At 51.7% G+C, this 14,532-nt stretch carries 14 protein-coding genes; 6 read left to right on the top strand and 8 right to left on the bottom strand.

Annotated features, from left to right (window positions below; genetic code table 11):
* The first annotated feature begins 17 nt into the window (after window positions 1-17).
* The 3 genes from glnD (at window position 18) to NAL19_RS04710 (ending at window position 4,258) form a co-directional block, all read left to right on the top strand.
* Entirely contained in the window at window positions 18-2,732 is a 2,715-nt protein-coding gene (glnD, locus tag NAL19_RS04720) for a bifunctional uridylyltransferase/uridylyl-removing protein GlnD (protein WP_225087145.1), read from the top strand.
* 28 nt (window positions 2,733-2,760) lie between these two features.
* Window positions 2,761-3,588, top strand: coding sequence for a 2,3,4,5-tetrahydropyridine-2,6-dicarboxylate N-succinyltransferase (gene dapD / locus NAL19_RS04715; RefSeq protein WP_225087144.1), 828 nt, complete (start codon window positions 2,761-2,763; stop codon window positions 3,586-3,588).
* A gap of 280 nt (window positions 3,589-3,868) precedes the next feature.
* Window positions 3,869-4,258 (top strand): DUF3461 family protein, encoded by a 390-nt coding sequence (locus NAL19_RS04710; RefSeq protein WP_225087143.1) that lies wholly within the window; start codon window positions 3,869-3,871, stop codon window positions 4,256-4,258.
* A 73-nt stretch (window positions 4,259-4,331) separates the two neighbouring features.
* Here the strand turns inward: NAL19_RS04710 and NAL19_RS04705 are convergent, their stop codons facing one another.
* From NAL19_RS04705 to syd, 4 genes are all read right to left on the bottom strand, one after another.
* On the bottom strand, window positions 4,332-4,787 hold the full coding sequence (locus NAL19_RS04705) for a flavodoxin (RefSeq protein ID WP_225087142.1): 456 nt from the start codon (window positions 4,785-4,787) through the stop codon (window positions 4,332-4,334).
* A 71-nt stretch (window positions 4,788-4,858) separates the two neighbouring features.
* Complete coding sequence (truC, locus tag NAL19_RS04700; protein WP_263059661.1) at window positions 4,859-5,644, bottom strand: tRNA pseudouridine(65) synthase TruC; 786 nt, start codon at window positions 5,642-5,644, stop codon at window positions 4,859-4,861.
* The gene (locus NAL19_RS04695) at window positions 5,637-5,987 is read right to left on the bottom strand and encodes a YqcC family protein (RefSeq protein WP_263058899.1); all 351 of its coding nucleotides are present in this window, start codon (window positions 5,985-5,987) and stop codon (window positions 5,637-5,639) included. Before NAL19_RS04695 ends, truC begins: the two co-directional genes overlap by 8 nt.
* Before the next feature lie 800 nt (window positions 5,988-6,787).
* Window positions 6,788-7,336, bottom strand: coding sequence for a SecY-interacting protein (syd, locus tag NAL19_RS04690; RefSeq protein WP_225087141.1), 549 nt, complete (start codon window positions 7,334-7,336; stop codon window positions 6,788-6,790).
* A gap of 70 nt (window positions 7,337-7,406) precedes the next feature.
* Between syd and queF the strand changes: the two genes are divergently transcribed.
* From queF to xni, 3 genes are all read left to right on the top strand, one after another.
* A complete protein-coding gene (gene queF, locus NAL19_RS04685; protein ID WP_263058898.1) occupies window positions 7,407-8,255 on the top strand; it encodes an NADPH-dependent 7-cyano-7-deazaguanine reductase QueF in 849 nt (282 codons plus the stop codon).
* Window positions 8,256-8,572: 317 nt separating this feature from the next.
* Window positions 8,573-9,937 (top strand): nucleotide 5'-monophosphate nucleosidase PpnN, encoded by a 1,365-nt coding sequence (ppnN, locus tag NAL19_RS04680; protein ID WP_225087139.1) that lies wholly within the window; start codon window positions 8,573-8,575, stop codon window positions 9,935-9,937.
* Between the two features lie 72 nt (window positions 9,938-10,009).
* Window positions 10,010-10,780 (top strand): flap endonuclease Xni, encoded by a 771-nt coding sequence (gene xni / locus NAL19_RS04675; protein ID WP_225087138.1) that lies wholly within the window; start codon window positions 10,010-10,012, stop codon window positions 10,778-10,780.
* A 346-nt stretch (window positions 10,781-11,126) separates the two neighbouring features.
* Here the strand turns inward: xni and rlmM are convergent, their stop codons facing one another.
* The 4 genes from rlmM to NAL19_RS04655 all read right to left on the bottom strand — a co-directional run bounded on the left by rlmM (window position 11,127) and on the right by NAL19_RS04655 (window position 14,394).
* Window positions 11,127-12,227: a 23S rRNA (cytidine(2498)-2'-O)-methyltransferase RlmM gene (gene rlmM, locus NAL19_RS04670; RefSeq protein WP_225087137.1), complete on the bottom strand. Its 1,101-nt coding sequence runs from the start codon at window positions 12,225-12,227 to the stop codon at window positions 11,127-11,129.
* A complete protein-coding gene (locus NAL19_RS04665) occupies window positions 12,220-12,615 on the bottom strand; it encodes a DUF423 domain-containing protein (protein WP_263058897.1) in 396 nt (131 codons plus the stop codon). The genes rlmM and NAL19_RS04665 overlap by 8 nt, the downstream gene beginning before the upstream one ends.
* A 99-nt stretch (window positions 12,616-12,714) precedes the next feature.
* Window positions 12,715-13,638 (bottom strand): transcriptional regulator GcvA, encoded by a 924-nt coding sequence (locus tag NAL19_RS04660; protein ID WP_012773617.1) that lies wholly within the window; start codon window positions 13,636-13,638, stop codon window positions 12,715-12,717.
* A 534-nt stretch (window positions 13,639-14,172) separates the two neighbouring features.
* Entirely contained in the window at window positions 14,173-14,394 is a 222-nt protein-coding gene (locus NAL19_RS04655; protein WP_005975888.1) for a YgdI/YgdR family lipoprotein, read from the bottom strand.
* Between the last annotated feature and the right edge of the window lie 138 nt (window positions 14,395-14,532).

The raw sequence follows: 14,532 nt of genomic DNA, 5'->3' as shown, positions 1-14,532 counted from the left end.
TTTTTATGGGCTGCGCTATGACAGATAACCGCTTTTCGCCAGACAATACACCACCTGACGCGTCCTCACCAGACAGCCCTATAGACACCACTGCATCAGTACAGCTTCCTGCGTCACCGCTGACCTATGCGGATGACATGTTGGATTGTCAGACGTTGAAACAGCAATTAGAACTGTTTCAGCTTTGGCTCGGTGCAGAATTCCGCGCCGGCGTCAGCGCAGAAAAGCTGATAGATGCCAGAACCCTGTTTATCGATCGCCTGTTGCAGCGGCTGTGGTACTTCTACGGCTTTGAAAATATCGCCCAGACCTCGCTGGTCGCTGTAGGCGGATATGGCCGCGGTGAACTGCACCCCCTCTCCGACATCGACGTGCTGGTCTTAAGCCAGACGGCGCTAAGTGAGGAACATTCCCAGCGTGTCGGTCAATTCATCACCCTGCTGTGGGATCTGAAACTGGAAGTCGGCCATAGCGTCAGAACGCTGGAAGAGTGCCTACAGGAAGGACGTGCCGATATCTCCGTCGCAACCAATCTGATCGAATCGCGCATGATATGCGGCGACGTCGCCCTGTTTCTCACGCTGCAAAAACACGTATTCAGTGATGAATTCTGGCCATCATCCACGTTTTTTCCGGCAAAAATCGCCGAACAGCAGGAACGCCATCAACGCTATCACAGCACCAGCTACAATCTGGAGCCCGATATCAAGAGCAGTCCGGGCGGGCTGCGCGATATTCACACGTTGCTGTGGGTCGCGAGACGCCATTTTGGTGCCACGTCGCTGAATGAGATGGTGGGGTTCGGCTTCCTGACCGAAGCCGAACGTAAAGAGCTGAATGAATGCCAAAGCTTTTTGTGGCGCATCCGCTTCGCCCTGCATCTGATCCTGCCACGTTACGACAACCGACTGCTGTTCGACAGGCAGCTTAACGTCGCACAGCTGTTGCAATATCGGGGTGAAGGCAACACGCCAGTAGAGCGCATGATGAAGGATTTCTACCGTATGACGCGCCGCGTCAGCGAGTTGAATCAGATGCTGTTGCAGCTCTTTGACGAAGCCATTCTGGCACTGGATGCGAGTGAGAAACCTCGTCCGATTGACGATGAATTCCAGCTACGCGGTAATCTGGTGGACCTGCGCGATGAAAACCTGTTCATCAAAAAGCCGGAAGCCATCATGCGCATGTTCTACCTGATGGTGCGCAACCGCGACATCAACGGCATTTACTCCACTACCTTGCGCCAACTGCGCCATGCACGTCGTCACCTCGCCAGCCCACTCTGCACCATTCCAGAAGCGCGCCAGCTATTCATGAATATTCTGCGCCACCCACATGCGGTGAGCCGTGCGCTGCTGCCAATGCATCGCCACAGCGTGCTGTGGGCGTACATGCCGCTGTGGGGGAATATTGTCGGTCAGATGCAATTCGATCTGTTCCATGCCTATACGGTGGATGAGCACACCATTCGCGTCCTGCTCAAACTGGAAAGCTTCGCCGATGAGGAGACGCGACCGCAGCATCCGCTGTGCGTAGAACTCTACCCTCGCCTACCCCAGCCTGAATTATTGCTGCTGGCCGCCCTGTTCCACGACATCGCAAAAGGCCGTGGGGGCGATCATTCCGAACTGGGCGCACAGGACGTGCTGGAATTTGCCGCGCTGCACGGGCTGAATTCACGCGAAGCTCAACTGGTTTCCTGGCTGGTGCGCTGCCATTTGCTGATGTCCGTCACCGCACAGCGTCGCGACATTCAGGATCCCACCGTCATTCAGCAATTTGCTACCGAAGTGCAGAGCGAAACCCGCTTGCGCTATCTGGTCAGCCTGACAGTAGCGGATATCTGCGCCACCAATGAAACGCTGTGGAATAGCTGGAAGCAAAGCCTGTTGCGCGAACTCTATTTTGCGACAGAAAAACAGCTGCGCCGTGGTATGCAAAATACGCCGGATTTACGCGAACGCGTCCGTCATCATCGCTTGCAGGCGCTGGCGCTGCTGCGGATGGATAATATTGACGAAGAAGCGTTGCACCACATCTGGAGCCGCTGTCGAGCCGATTATTTCCTGCGCCACTCGCCAAACCAGCTGGCCTGGCACGCGCGTCACCTGTTGGAGCATGATGTCAACAAACCGCTGGTGCTCATCAGCCATCAAGCCAGCCGTGGCGGCACAGAGATTTTTATCTGGAGCCCGGACAGGCCTTATCTTTTCGCGGCGGTCGCCGGTGAGTTAGATCGACGCAACCTCAGCGTGCACGACGCGCAAATCTTTACCAGCCGCGACGGTATGGCGATGGATACCTTCATCGTGCTGGAACCTGACGGCAGCCCGCTGGCGCAGGATCGGCATGAAATGATACGTCACGCGCTGGAACAAGCACTGACACAACGGCATTATCAACACCCGCGCGTACGGCGACCGTCACCTAAACTGCGCCACTTCAGCGTGCCAACGGAAGTCAACTTCCTGCCGACACATACGGACAGACGCAGCTATATGGAGCTGAGCGCGCTCGATCAACCAGGGCTGTTGGCACGTATCGGTGAGATTTTTGCCGATCTCAACCTGTCGCTGCACGGCGCACGCATTTCCACCATCGGCGAACGGGTAGAGGATCTTTTCATTCTGGCTGACAGCGACAGGCGGGCATTAAAGCCGGAATTACGTCTTAAATTGCAAGAACGGTTGACAGAAGCCCTTAACCCAAACGATAAAGTACCATTGAGTTAATTTTTACAATCAGGAAAGAGAAATCAGGATGCACCAACAACTACAGAACATCATTGAGACGGCTTTCGAGCGCCGCGCTGAAATCACTCCGGCAAATGCAGATACCGTTACGCGTGAAGCCGTCAATCAGGCTATCAGCCTGCTGGATAGCGGCGCCCTGCGCGTTGCAGAGAAAATCGACGGCCAATGGGTTACCCATCAGTGGCTGAAGAAAGCCGTGCTGCTCTCTTTCCGCATTAACGATAACCAACTTATCGAAGGTGGAGAAACACGCTTTTTCGACAAAGTGCCAATGAAATTCGCTGACTATGATGAAGCGCGTTTCCAGCGTGAAGGCGTGCGCGTTGCTCCACCAGCCAGCGTGCGTCGCGGTGCCTATATCGCACGTAATACCGTACTGATGCCATCTTACGTCAACATCGGCGCTTACGTTGATGAAGGCACCATGGTGGATACCTGGGTAACCGTCGGTTCTTGTGCTCAGATCGGTAAAAATGTTCACCTGTCCGGCGGCGTCGGCATCGGTGGTGTTCTGGAGCCGTTACAGGCGAACCCAACCATCATCGAAGATAACTGCTTCATCGGTGCGCGTTCTGAAGTCGTGGAAGGCGTTGTGGTTGAGGAAGGTTCCGTCATCTCTATGGGCGTGTTCATCAGCCAAAGCACGCGTATTTACGATCGTGAAACCGGTGAAATTCACTACGGTCGCGTACCCGCAGGCTCCGTTGTGGTTTCCGGCAACCTGCCGTCCAAAGACGGTAGCCACAGCCTGTACTGCGCCATCATCGTGAAGAAAGTGGATGCGAAAACCCGCGGTAAAGTGGGTATCAATGAGTTATTACGCTCTATCGACTAAACGAGAAACGGCGGGTTAATCACCCGCCGTTTTTTTATGTTCGAACGATAAGTTATTTATATGTTCCCTCAATACTTCGGTATGACGGGTATATACCCTAAATAATTCGAGTTGCGTGAAGGCGGCAACTGCGCGAATCTCCAGGAGCTTACTCAGGTAAGTGACTGGGGTGAGTAAAGGCAGCCAACGCACAAGCAGCTTGAAGTATGACGGGTATAAACAGCGTAGGTTCTCGCTGGCATGATAATCAGGACTCTATAGAAACCGAGAAGGTGACGCTATGTATGACAATCTAAAAAGCCTGGGCATTACCAATCCCGATGATATTGATCGCTATAGCCTACGTCAGGAAGCGAACAACGACATCCTGAAGATCTATTTCCGTAAAGATAAGGGCGAGTTTTTCGCTAAAAGCGTGAAGTTCAAATACCCACGCCAGCGTAAGACCATCGTGGCCGACAACTCAGGACAGGGCTATAAAGAGATCAACGAGATCAGCCCCAATCTGCGCTATGTGATTGATGAATTAGACAAGATCTGCCAGCAGGAACAGGTTGAAGTCGATCTGAAACGCAAAATTCTCGACGATCTACGTCATCTGGAAAGTGTTGTGTCCAACAAGATTACCGAAATCGAAGCGGATTTAGAGAAGCTGACCAAGAGTCGCTAAACACGGTCATCGCTAATAGGTCGCAACGAAAACGGGAGCACAACAGGCTCCCGTTTCTCATTTCAGCACAGCATCACTGCGCATCAACCAAATCAGCCCATCCTTCAACCCACGGACATGACATCACTTCCGGTTCTGGATGCTCGACGGCATCAATTTCCAACACGTCGCCCAGGCGCTTAGCACCGATTTCCTGCAACAGCGCATCGAAAAGATGACCGCCTGCGCAGAAATTCGGGTAGCTGCTATCGCCTAACGCAATCACCCCATAGCGCAGCGCGGGCTGGTAGCCGCCTTTCTCACGCAGTGCAGCGTAGAGCGGAACAATAGAGTCAGGCAGTTGGCCTTGTCCCGTCGTCGACGTGACCACTAAAACCGTATGCTCGCGGTAATCCAGCCAAGATTCCAGCGTGGCATCTTCAAAGACCTTAACCTCATGGCCACGATCCCTGAGGATATTTTCGGCTTCTTCAGCCACCAGCAATGCATTCCCGTAGACCGTACCGACAAAAATACCAATCTGCGCCATGCTTCTGACTCCCTTTTTAATTCGATGTATTTGATATAAATAGGTTTGATATAAACGTTATACGGCAGATATTACCCAACGAAATGCTCGCTATCCTGACCTGAGTCGGCAGGAAACTCAACCCCTTCAAATTCAGGGAGAATCCCCTGCCAGCCAAACTGCGTCATCACGCCCTGCCACGGCGCATCCCAGCGAGCCTGCAACGTCAATGGCTGCCCGCTCACTGGATGATTCAACTGCAACTCGCTGGCATGTAGCATGAGCCTGCCGCAGGAGAAGTGCGATTCCATACCGCGATTGTGTCGCAAGTCGCCGTGCGCGGTATCGCCGATAATCGGGTGGTGGATATGTGACATGTGGCGACGGAGCTGATGTTTCCGCCCTGTCTGCGGTTTCAGTTCCATCAAACTGTAGCGTGCCGTTGGGTAACGCCCGATGGCAACCGGCATTTCGACCTGCGCCAAAGAACGATAATGCGTGACAGCAGGCTGCGGTGCCTTATCAGGATTCGTAAACTTGTCGGCGATCTTGTCCAGTTCTTCGGTGAGCGCATAGTCAATCACGCCATTATCCAGCACATAGCCCCGCACCACGGCATGATACATTTTCTGCATCTGGTGTGATTCAAACTGCTGGGATAACGCACGCGCCACCTCGCTGGACAGCGCGAGCAACAACACGCCGGATGTCGGCCTGTCGAGACGATGCACGGTATAGACGTGCTGGCCGATCTGATCGCGCACGGTCTGCATCACCACGACTTTTTCTTTGCGATCCAGCCAGCTACGGTGGACTAGCCAGCCGCTGGGTTTATTGACGGCGACCAGATGCTCATCCTGATAAATAATCTCAAGCATCGTGTACTGCGCCATCCTGTGCATCCGGGCGGAATAGCTCATCGAGTAGCCCGATACGCAACAGGATCGCCGACGTCTCTTCTGGCGTACCTTCCAACGCTTCTTCAAAATAAGGAAGCAAAGCCAGCTCAGCGGGCAGCGCTAATTCGCTATCCAACAAAGCATGCATGCGCGGCAAAAAGACCCACTGCAACCACTCTTCGGGTTTCATGGTATCCAGGCTGAAAGGCTCAGTGCTGTTAAACGCCTCATCTTCTGGCGGAACAACCTGCCAGAAAGGACTTTCTCTCAATGCGCGCTCAATATCGAATAATGACTGACGAACCTGGTTCTCTCTACTCATGCGGTTTCTCGCCCTTGAAGCCAACAGTAATGGCGGCAAAGCATAGCATTGATATCAGCCTGACCCAATCGCCGCATGTTGACCACAGGCTATCGGCGACAGCCTCAGTTCCCCATACTACAGGCAAAAAAGTGGGGGTACTGATTGCTCAGTACCCCCGGTTCGTTTTATAGCTATCCCGCTACACATTTGCATCCCTGCTCATCCATGAAAACTTTTCCTTTTTGGTCTCCCTGACCCACAATCCTTGCTGGCGTCCTACTTTCTTCCTGACGTTTCCATCCTGTATCTTCCGTGACTAAATCCCTTTAGGCTCCTGCCCCACCGATATTCCTAATCGGCTCTCGGTCTCCTTCCTGGAGGTGTCCCTGATTTCATCCTGAAACCGTGTTTCTTCCTGAAACTGCGCTTCTTCCTGAAACGAGTGTTTCTTCCTAAAACAATCTTTATCCCTAAAACAGTGTTTCATCCTGAAACTGTGTCTCTTCCTGAAACAACGTTTCGTCCTGAAAACAACCCGAGTGCAGTAACACTATTTTGTTACCGATAGTCACCATTACACACACTGTAACCGGTTACTAACTTAAGTAATAAGATGTATTAATTGTCAGCTTTCAGCAAGGGGTAATTGACAATGTTTCTCAACACCCCTTAAGCGATACGGTAATTTTTTATTGTAATTTTCTAATTAATAATGGAAAAATAAAAATGAAACATATTTTCAACATTAAAGATAAGACATTTCTTACAGCAAATGTAAGAGATCTCTCACAAAGCCGAAAGTGAAATTCGATTAACCATTAGACCGCTAACGGGTTCAGGTTAGAAAGAAACGCTGTCAGCGTCGGCGCTAAAATCTGACGCTTTTTCGTACCGAACTCTTCCAGGATGATTTCACCAGAAATATTACACAACGACACCATTGTCATCTCAGAATCAGTCGTTGCTAAAAACAGCGTTGGCGTCAGCTTAAGGCGTTTCTGAGTTAACAAGTGACCAATCAGATTCTCCTGCATGCGGGTGAAATCTTCCTCGCTCCACACCTGCAACAGTTGACAGGAGAGCGAATCAAACTGCGCCGCCATATCCCCAGCATACTGCGCGGTGTAAAAAGCATGAACATCAGGATGCAGGCTGATTTCCAGTGCACGTTCCACGCCATCCAATGCGGCTGAAGGAGCAAAAGGCTGCGGCGACCAGTAAACCGTATCTTCATGATTTTCGACAATACACGGGGAAGGTATGCCGTAAAGGGCTTCACTGGCGGGCAAATGCCCCTTCTCCTGCTGCCAGCAGTCAACATAGCGCTGGGTAAACGCCGCCAGTGCCGAAACGACCTCATGCTCCATAATTTTTCTCATCACTCTTTTAGTCAGGTTACACTATTCGCCATCACGCTTATCACATCAAGGTAACAGCATGTCCGTTTATGACAAGCATCAGGCCCTGAGCGGGCTGACACTGGGCAAACCCACTCCCTATCACGATCGCTATGATGCCGCCCTTCTCCAACCCGTGCCACGTAGCCTGAACCGCGATCCACTGGGTATTCATCCTGATAGCCTGCCTTTTCATGGCGCAGATATCTGGACGCTCTACGAGCTTTCCTGGCTGAACAACCGCGGCGTGCCTCAGGTGGCCGTCGGTGAAATGCATCTCAATGCGGAAAGCCTGAATCTGATTGAATCAAAAAGTTTTAAGCTGTACCTGAACAGCTTTAATCAGACGACATTCGACAGTTGGGAAAGCGTACGCGCAACGTTAGCCAAGGATCTGGCGCACTGCGCTCAGGGGGATGTCAGCATCACGCTTTTCAAACTCAGCGAGCTTGAAAGGCAGCCGCTAGCAGGATTCACAGGCGAGTGCATCGACGATCAAGACATTCAGATCGACAGCTACGATTTCAACGCCGATTATCTGGCGACAAACGAACAGGACGCACCTGTCGTTGAAGAAACACTGGTCAGCCACCTGCTGAAATCCAACTGTTTGATCACCCATCAGCCCGACTGGGGCTCTGTACAGATCCACTATCGCGGCAAACGCATTAACCGCGAAGCACTGCTGCGCTACATTGTTTCGTTTCGTCATCATAACGAATTTCATGAGCAGTGTGTGGAACGAATTTTTAACGACATCATGCGCTATTACCAACCGGAAAAACTCAGCGTTTATGCCCGCTATACCCGACGCGGCGGGCTGGATATCAACCCGTGGCGCAGTAACACCCCGTTTAACGCGCCAAATGGACGCCTGCCACGCCAGTAACCAACCGATAAATCACAGGCTCGTACAGTAAGATGCGTAGCGTCACGCAAGTTAGGCGACAGACTGCTGCCAACATTGGAAAAAATGATGGCAGCGCGTTAAGGTGGTGTGCCAGACAACAAAAGATCCATAACGTCTGAACGGTACTCAAGTAGGTTTCATTTAGGCTCGCGGTATTTAACGTATGACGTTTCGCGTCGCGTCTAAAATGAATGACATTCGTGCCGTGTTGCTGAAACGTCGAGCGTGTAGCGACGGAACGTGCTCTCAGCAGCCAGCATGGCATCGCGAATTATATTGCGTTTCAAGGAGCAAAATTGATTACACATATCAGCCCATTGGGATCGATGGATTTGTTATCGCAGTTGGAAGTCGACATGCTGAAAAGCACAGCCAGCAGCGATCTCTACCGTTTGTTTCGCAACTGTTCCCTCGCCGTACTGAATTCCGGTAGCCAGACAGATAACAGTAAAGAACTGCTGTCTCGTTATGAAGATTTTGATATCAACGTGCTGCGCCGTGAGCGCGGTGTCAAACTGGAATTGGTGAACCCGCCGGAAGATGCTTTCGTTGACGGCAACATCATTCGCGCTTTGCAAGCTAACCTGTTCGCCGTATTGCGCGACATTCTTTTCGTCAACGGCCAAATCGCCAGCGCAGGTCGCTACCAGAACCTGAATCTGGAAAATTCCTCCCATATCACCAATCTGGTGTTCTCTATCCTGCGTAATGCCAAGGCGCTCCACGTCGGGGAAGAGCCGAACATGGTGGTTTGCTGGGGTGGCCACTCAATTAATGAAATCGAATACCAGTATGCGCGTAAGGTGGGCAGCCAGCTCGGCCTGCGTGAACTGAATATCTGTACGGGCTGCGGTCCGGGTGCGATGGAAGCGCCAATGAAAGGTGCCGCCGTTGGTCACGCACAGCAACGCTATAAAGAAGGACGTTTCATTGGTATGACCGAGCCGTCCATCATTGCGGCCGAACCGCCGAATCCGCTGGTCAATGAACTGATCATTATGCCGGACATCGAAAAGCGTCTGGAAGCTTTTGTCCGTATCGGACACGGCATCATTATTTTTCCTGGTGGTGTCGGAACGGCGGAAGAGTTCCTCTATCTGCTGGGCATCATGATGAACCCGGAAAACAGCGAGCAAGTGTTGCCGATTATCCTCACCGGGCCCGAAGAAAGCGCAGACTATTTCCGCGTGCTGGACGAATTCATTGTGGGCACGCTGGGTCGTCAGGCGCGCCGTTACTACTCGATCATCATTAATGACGCTGCGGAAGTCGCCCGCCAGATGAAGAAAGCGATGCCGCAGGTGAAAGAAAGCCGCCGCCACACGGGCGATGCCTACAGCTTTAACTGGTCATTGCGCATCGCTCCCGATCTGCAACTGCCCTTCGAGCCGACACATGAAAATATGGCCGATCTCAACCTGCATCCGAACCAGCCGGCTGAAGAACTGGCTGCCGCGCTACGCCGGGCGTTCTCTGGGATTGTGGCCGGTAATGTGAAGGAAGTCGGCATTCAGGCGATTGAACAACGTGGGCCGTACAAAATTCATGGCGACCCGCAGATGATGAAAAGCATGGATACGCTGTTACAGGGCTTTGTCGCACAACAGCGCATGAAGCTGCCCGGCAGCGCCTATATCCCCTGCTACGAAATCTGCTCCTAACGGTTCACCGCTCGGTCGTACCTATGTGGGGGGAGCCCAGCTTCCCCCGCTTATTACATCAGGAATTACGCGATGCCCGTCCATTTGCTGATTATTGACGCGCTCAATCTGATACGTCGCATTCATGCGGTACAAGGTTCTCCCTGTATCACAGCATGCCAACATGCATTGCAGCAACTCATACAACACAGCCAGCCTACGCACGCCGTTGCCGTTTTTGATCATGAAGAGTTTGATGATGAAGGTCGTGTGACCAGTTGGCGCCATCAGCTCCTGCCTGACTACAAGGCAGGACGCACGCCAATGCCAGATAATCTGAAACAAGAACTCCCGCAGATTAAAGCGGCGTTTGCCGAAGTTGGTGTAGCAAGCTGGCATAGTCCCGGCAATGAAGCCGACGATCTGGCAGCCACGCTAGCCACCAAGTTGTCATCAGCGGGTCATCAAACAACCATTGTGTCGACCGATAAAGGGTACTGTCAGCTATTAGCGCCACACATTCAGATCAGGGATTACTTTCAGAAACGCTGGCTGGACCTGCCATTTATCGAACAAGAGTTTGGTGTGTCACCACAACAGCTTACGGACTACTGGGGACTGGCAGGCATTAGCAGCAGTAAAATTCCGGGCGTCGCAGGTATTGGCCCCAAAAGCGCCGCACAGCTTTTGCAACAGGCAGGGAGCCTGGAGGCGCTGTACCAGCAACTCGATGCCGTGCCAGAAAAGTGGCGTAAGAAGCTGGAACAGCATAAAGACATGGCGCTAATCAGCCGTCAGGTGGCCATGCTGCGTACCGATTTAACGCTTAATGGCAATCTGCAACAGCTGAGGCTACCGTATTAAGAGACGGGCGATGTGCCCCTATTAATACCTGTCTCTTAGTCACATTTTTTATGCAGACCAGGAGAGGGTTTCGTGCGCAATAATACCATCATTTTTCATGCTACCCCAGTAGCACGCGCCCGACATGGGGCGGCTCACACGCCGCTCGCCCCATGACCCCAGGCTTCTGGCTAAATTATGCCGCTACGCGGTGCCTTCGTCGGTATCTGGCTTAACGGACCGCTTGCGACATGCTCCCAGCATGGCGCAAGCTTTCGCCGCATCCCTGCGGCTCATCCTAAGCCGACTATCTCCTCAGCATAATTTTTTACGCCGGATAACAGCAAAATCCACAATATCTCTTATTTTACCGCTCGTCGCGACGGCCAGGCACTGCGCTCCAGAAACGACGAACGTGTACCGTGATTTCCTCGCGGTCATGGTACAAATGCTTGGCATGCACTTCAGCATTAATCCCATTTTCGCTCAGGCGTTCACGCAGCACGGCAAGATTCTGCGACACCTCTTCATAGCGTTTCTTCATCGGCAGTTTCAGGTTGAAAATGGCCTCGCGACACCAACCCTTGATCAGCCAGTCACTCATCAGACTGGTGACTTTAGCCGGCTTTTCCACCATGTCGCACACCAGCCAGTACACGTTATTACGCGGTGGCTCAAAGCGGAAGCCGTCCGCCTGATGGTGCATCACCTGCCCAGTCTCCATCAGGCTCGGTGCCATGGGTCCATTGTCTACCGCATAAACCATCATGCTGCGTTTAACCAGTTGGTAAGTCCAGCCGCCGGGACACGCGCCTAAATCCACCGCGTACATACCGCTGCCCAAGCGCTCATCCCACTCATCCGCAGGAATAAAAACGTGGAATGCTTCTTCCAGTTTCAGCGTCGAGCGGCTTGGTGCATCAGAAGGGAATTTCAGCCGTGGGATCCCCATATAAAACGGTGAATTGTTATTGCTATAGGAATAGCCGACATAGCAGCAGCCTGGCGCAATGAACAGCACATGTAGTACCGGCCGATCCGCTTTTTCATAGCCCAACAGAATTTTATGTTCGCGCAGTGCCGCACGCAGCGGCACGGTGAATTTGCGGCAGAACTTCATCAGTTCTTTGCTTTCGTTGGTGTCAGGAACTTCAACGCGCAGCTCTCCCGCCCGTTCAATAGCCCCTGACAACATACCGACAATTGGCGTGATGCGATCTTCCGGCGGCAAATCGCGCAGCAGTTCACCACTTACGAACATCTGACGGGCAAAAATCAGCTCATGAAACGGCAGTGTTTTCACCAAACGCTCAGCATCTTCATGCTGATAGCATTCAAACACCACGTAACCGCTGTTTTCTTTTACCCGCGCGAAGCCGAAGGCGTTATGCTGCGTGGCTTTTTCCGTTATTTCCGCCGCACACTCTTTCTCAAACCCGGGACGACAATACAAAATGACCTTATTCATGGCGTTCAGCCTTTCTCTTCAGACGCAGTGCGCCAATCAATATTAATATCCATCCCACCAGAAAACAGGTGCCACCAATCGGAGTCACATAAACCCATAGCTTCAGGTGAGAAAGCGCCAGACAGTATAAACTTCCGCTGAAGAGTACCGTTCCCAACGCCAGAAAAACGCTGCTCCAGTAAAACCACAGGTTGGTTCGGTGTTGCATCGCAATGGCCAGCGCCAAAATCGCCAGTGTGTGAAATGCCTGATATTCAAGGCCGGTTTTCAACCAACCCAGTTCCGTTGCACCCAGCGTTTTACTGAGAACATGGGAACCAAACGCGCCCAGCGCGACAAAAGTGAAGCCGCTGATAGCAGCAAACACCAGCATGAAACGACTATTCATCGTAGTTACCTATAATCGTTGTTATCTATCATCGTAGCTATCTGCATAAGTTATCTACGTGAGTTATTCGGTCACTCAACCTTCGACAGCCACACGGCCTCAGCGCGTGCCGTTGTCATAGCGAAAACGAAACTTTTCCTGCTCACTGGCGGCCCGCGCCAGAATCCAATGGCGAAAGGCGGCTATTTTACCCAGTTCTGCCTGACTGTCATGACATACCAGATAAAAAGCGTTCCGGCTGACCAGCACATCGTTAAATGGGCACACCAGTCGCCCGGCTTCGATTTCCGTTTGTGCCATGACATTATTCGCCAACGCCACGCCCTGCCCATGAATGGCCGCCTGCAACACCATGGCGCTGTGGCTGAAAATCGGCCCCTGCTGCACGTTAATTTGCACGCCAAGCTGACGCGTATAGGACAGCCAGTCACGACGTGACGCATCGTGCAACAGCGTGTGTGCGACCAAATCGTCCGGCGTTTTTAACGGGTGGCTCCCCGTCAGCAATGCTGGCGAGCAAACGGGCAAAAGATACTCCGCGTACAGTTTTTCTACCCGCAACCCCGGCCAATTTCCGCGACCGTAGAAAATCGCGACATCCACGTCATCCGCCAGACGATCTTCATCGCGATCCACCGCCTGAATACGGACATCAATCCCCGGATAGTCGGAGTTAAAGCTCGACAGACGCGGTACCAGCCAATGAATGGCAAAGCTGGGCAGCAGGCTAACCGTCAACGCACCTTTGGCGCTGCGGGATTGCAGCTTACGGGTTGCGTCATTCAAAGAGGAGAAGATCTCTTTGATATCAAGATAGTAACTTTGCCCCTCTTCCGTCAGCAGCAGGGAACGATTACGACGGCGGAATAATTTAAGCCCCAGAAAATCTTCCAGTGACTTAATCTGGTGACTGACGGCAGCCTGCGTAACAAACAGTTCTTCTGCCGCTTTGGTAAAACTTAAATGGCGAGCCGCCGCATCAAAAACGCGTAATGCGTTGAGCGGAGGGAGACGTTTTGACATGAATGAAATCTTTTGGTTTACGCTAAATCAGCGATTGATCAGGTACATTCGTACCCATTAAATCTTAAGATGCAGAAAGGCAACAACGGGAAAGATCGCCTGCCAATTAGCTGGCTAAGCGATTAATACCAGTGGCAACAGCCAGATTCTCTGCAACGAAAAGATGACGGGTACAACTATTAGTTTTTGTAATCCGAGACATTATAATTTGTCCGTTGAGGATGTACCAGCAAATACCTATATTAGCGCAACTTCCTGGGCCGGAACGAAAAGTGCGGAGGGGTGACCTGAGGTGCTTTTGGCTTGTGGTTGTGATGTTGTGTTTGCTATTTGTTTGTCTGCCTTTTGCAGATGTGGTAGCGAGTCTACCCTATTCACTTCCTGTACATTTACCCTGTCTGTCCAAAGTGATTTTTTGTGTAGCACCGCAAATTGCGGTGCTTTTTTTTGGCCTGCGTTTCACACCTGAAACGATGACAACCGATGCGAGTCTGCGCAGCTTAACAGGTAACGCGGGATGATAGGCAAACCGCACTATTTCCCTTTCGCCATTTCTTTCACATTATCGCGATTAATTTGCTGCTGCTGACCGTAGGCATCGGTATAGCTGATCATACCCGTCTCATCATCAACCTTCGGTTTCCCCTCTGCAACGATGGTGCGCCCGTCATTGGTATGCATGACGTAATTACTGGAACAGGCTGCCAGAGAAAACGCCATCACGATAGCGGCAAAAATAGAAATTTTATTCTTCATAGTTAAGCCTCAATGAATTTAAATGTTTTCTAGTTAACCTTATTCATCAGGAAATCCTGAAAATTAACACTTTAAAGCGTAGCAATAGTTGCTTTTTTTTCCATAAAATCGCATTAGGCATAGTCCTAAACTTGTCTC

The sequence above is a fragment of the Pectobacterium sp. F1-1 genome (assembly GCF_025643735.1).
Lineage (GTDB): Bacteria > Pseudomonadota > Gammaproteobacteria > Enterobacterales > Enterobacteriaceae > Pectobacterium > Pectobacterium colocasium.
The sequence above is the reverse complement of the archived record's forward strand: the minus strand, read 5'-3'. Positions and strand labels throughout refer to the sequence as shown.

Coding starts and splice junctions, on each gene's coding strand:
- truC (WP_263059661.1), bottom strand. CDS start 5,644: ATGCTTGAGATTATTTATCAGGATGAGCATCTGGTCGCCGTCAATAAA.
- syd (WP_225087141.1), bottom strand. CDS start 7,336: ATGGAGCATGAGGTCGTTTCGGCACTGGCGGCGTTTACCCAGCGCTAT.
- NAL19_RS04695 (WP_263058899.1), bottom strand. CDS start 5,987: ATGAGTAGAGAGAACCAGGTTCGTCAGTCATTATTCGATATTGAGCGC.
- NAL19_RS04665 (WP_263058897.1), bottom strand. CDS start 12,615: ATGAATAGTCGTTTCATGCTGGTGTTTGCTGCTATCAGCGGCTTCACT.
- NAL19_RS04705 (WP_225087142.1), bottom strand. CDS start 4,787: ATGGCGCAGATTGGTATTTTTGTCGGTACGGTCTACGGGAATGCATTG.
- xni (WP_225087138.1), top strand. CDS start 10,010: ATGCCCGTCCATTTGCTGATTATTGACGCGCTCAATCTGATACGTCGC.
- rlmM (WP_225087137.1), bottom strand. CDS start 12,227: ATGAATAAGGTCATTTTGTATTGTCGTCCCGGGTTTGAGAAAGAGTGT.
- glnD (WP_225087145.1), top strand. CDS start 18: ATGACAGATAACCGCTTTTCGCCAGACAATACACCACCTGACGCGTCC.
- NAL19_RS04655 (WP_005975888.1), bottom strand. CDS start 14,394: ATGAAGAATAAAATTTCTATTTTTGCCGCTATCGTGATGGCGTTTTCT.
- dapD (WP_225087144.1), top strand. CDS start 2,761: ATGCACCAACAACTACAGAACATCATTGAGACGGCTTTCGAGCGCCGC.
- NAL19_RS04710 (WP_225087143.1), top strand. CDS start 3,869: ATGTATGACAATCTAAAAAGCCTGGGCATTACCAATCCCGATGATATT.
- queF (WP_263058898.1), top strand. CDS start 7,407: ATGTCCGTTTATGACAAGCATCAGGCCCTGAGCGGGCTGACACTGGGC.
- NAL19_RS04660 (WP_012773617.1), bottom strand. CDS start 13,638: ATGTCAAAACGTCTCCCTCCGCTCAACGCATTACGCGTTTTTGATGCG.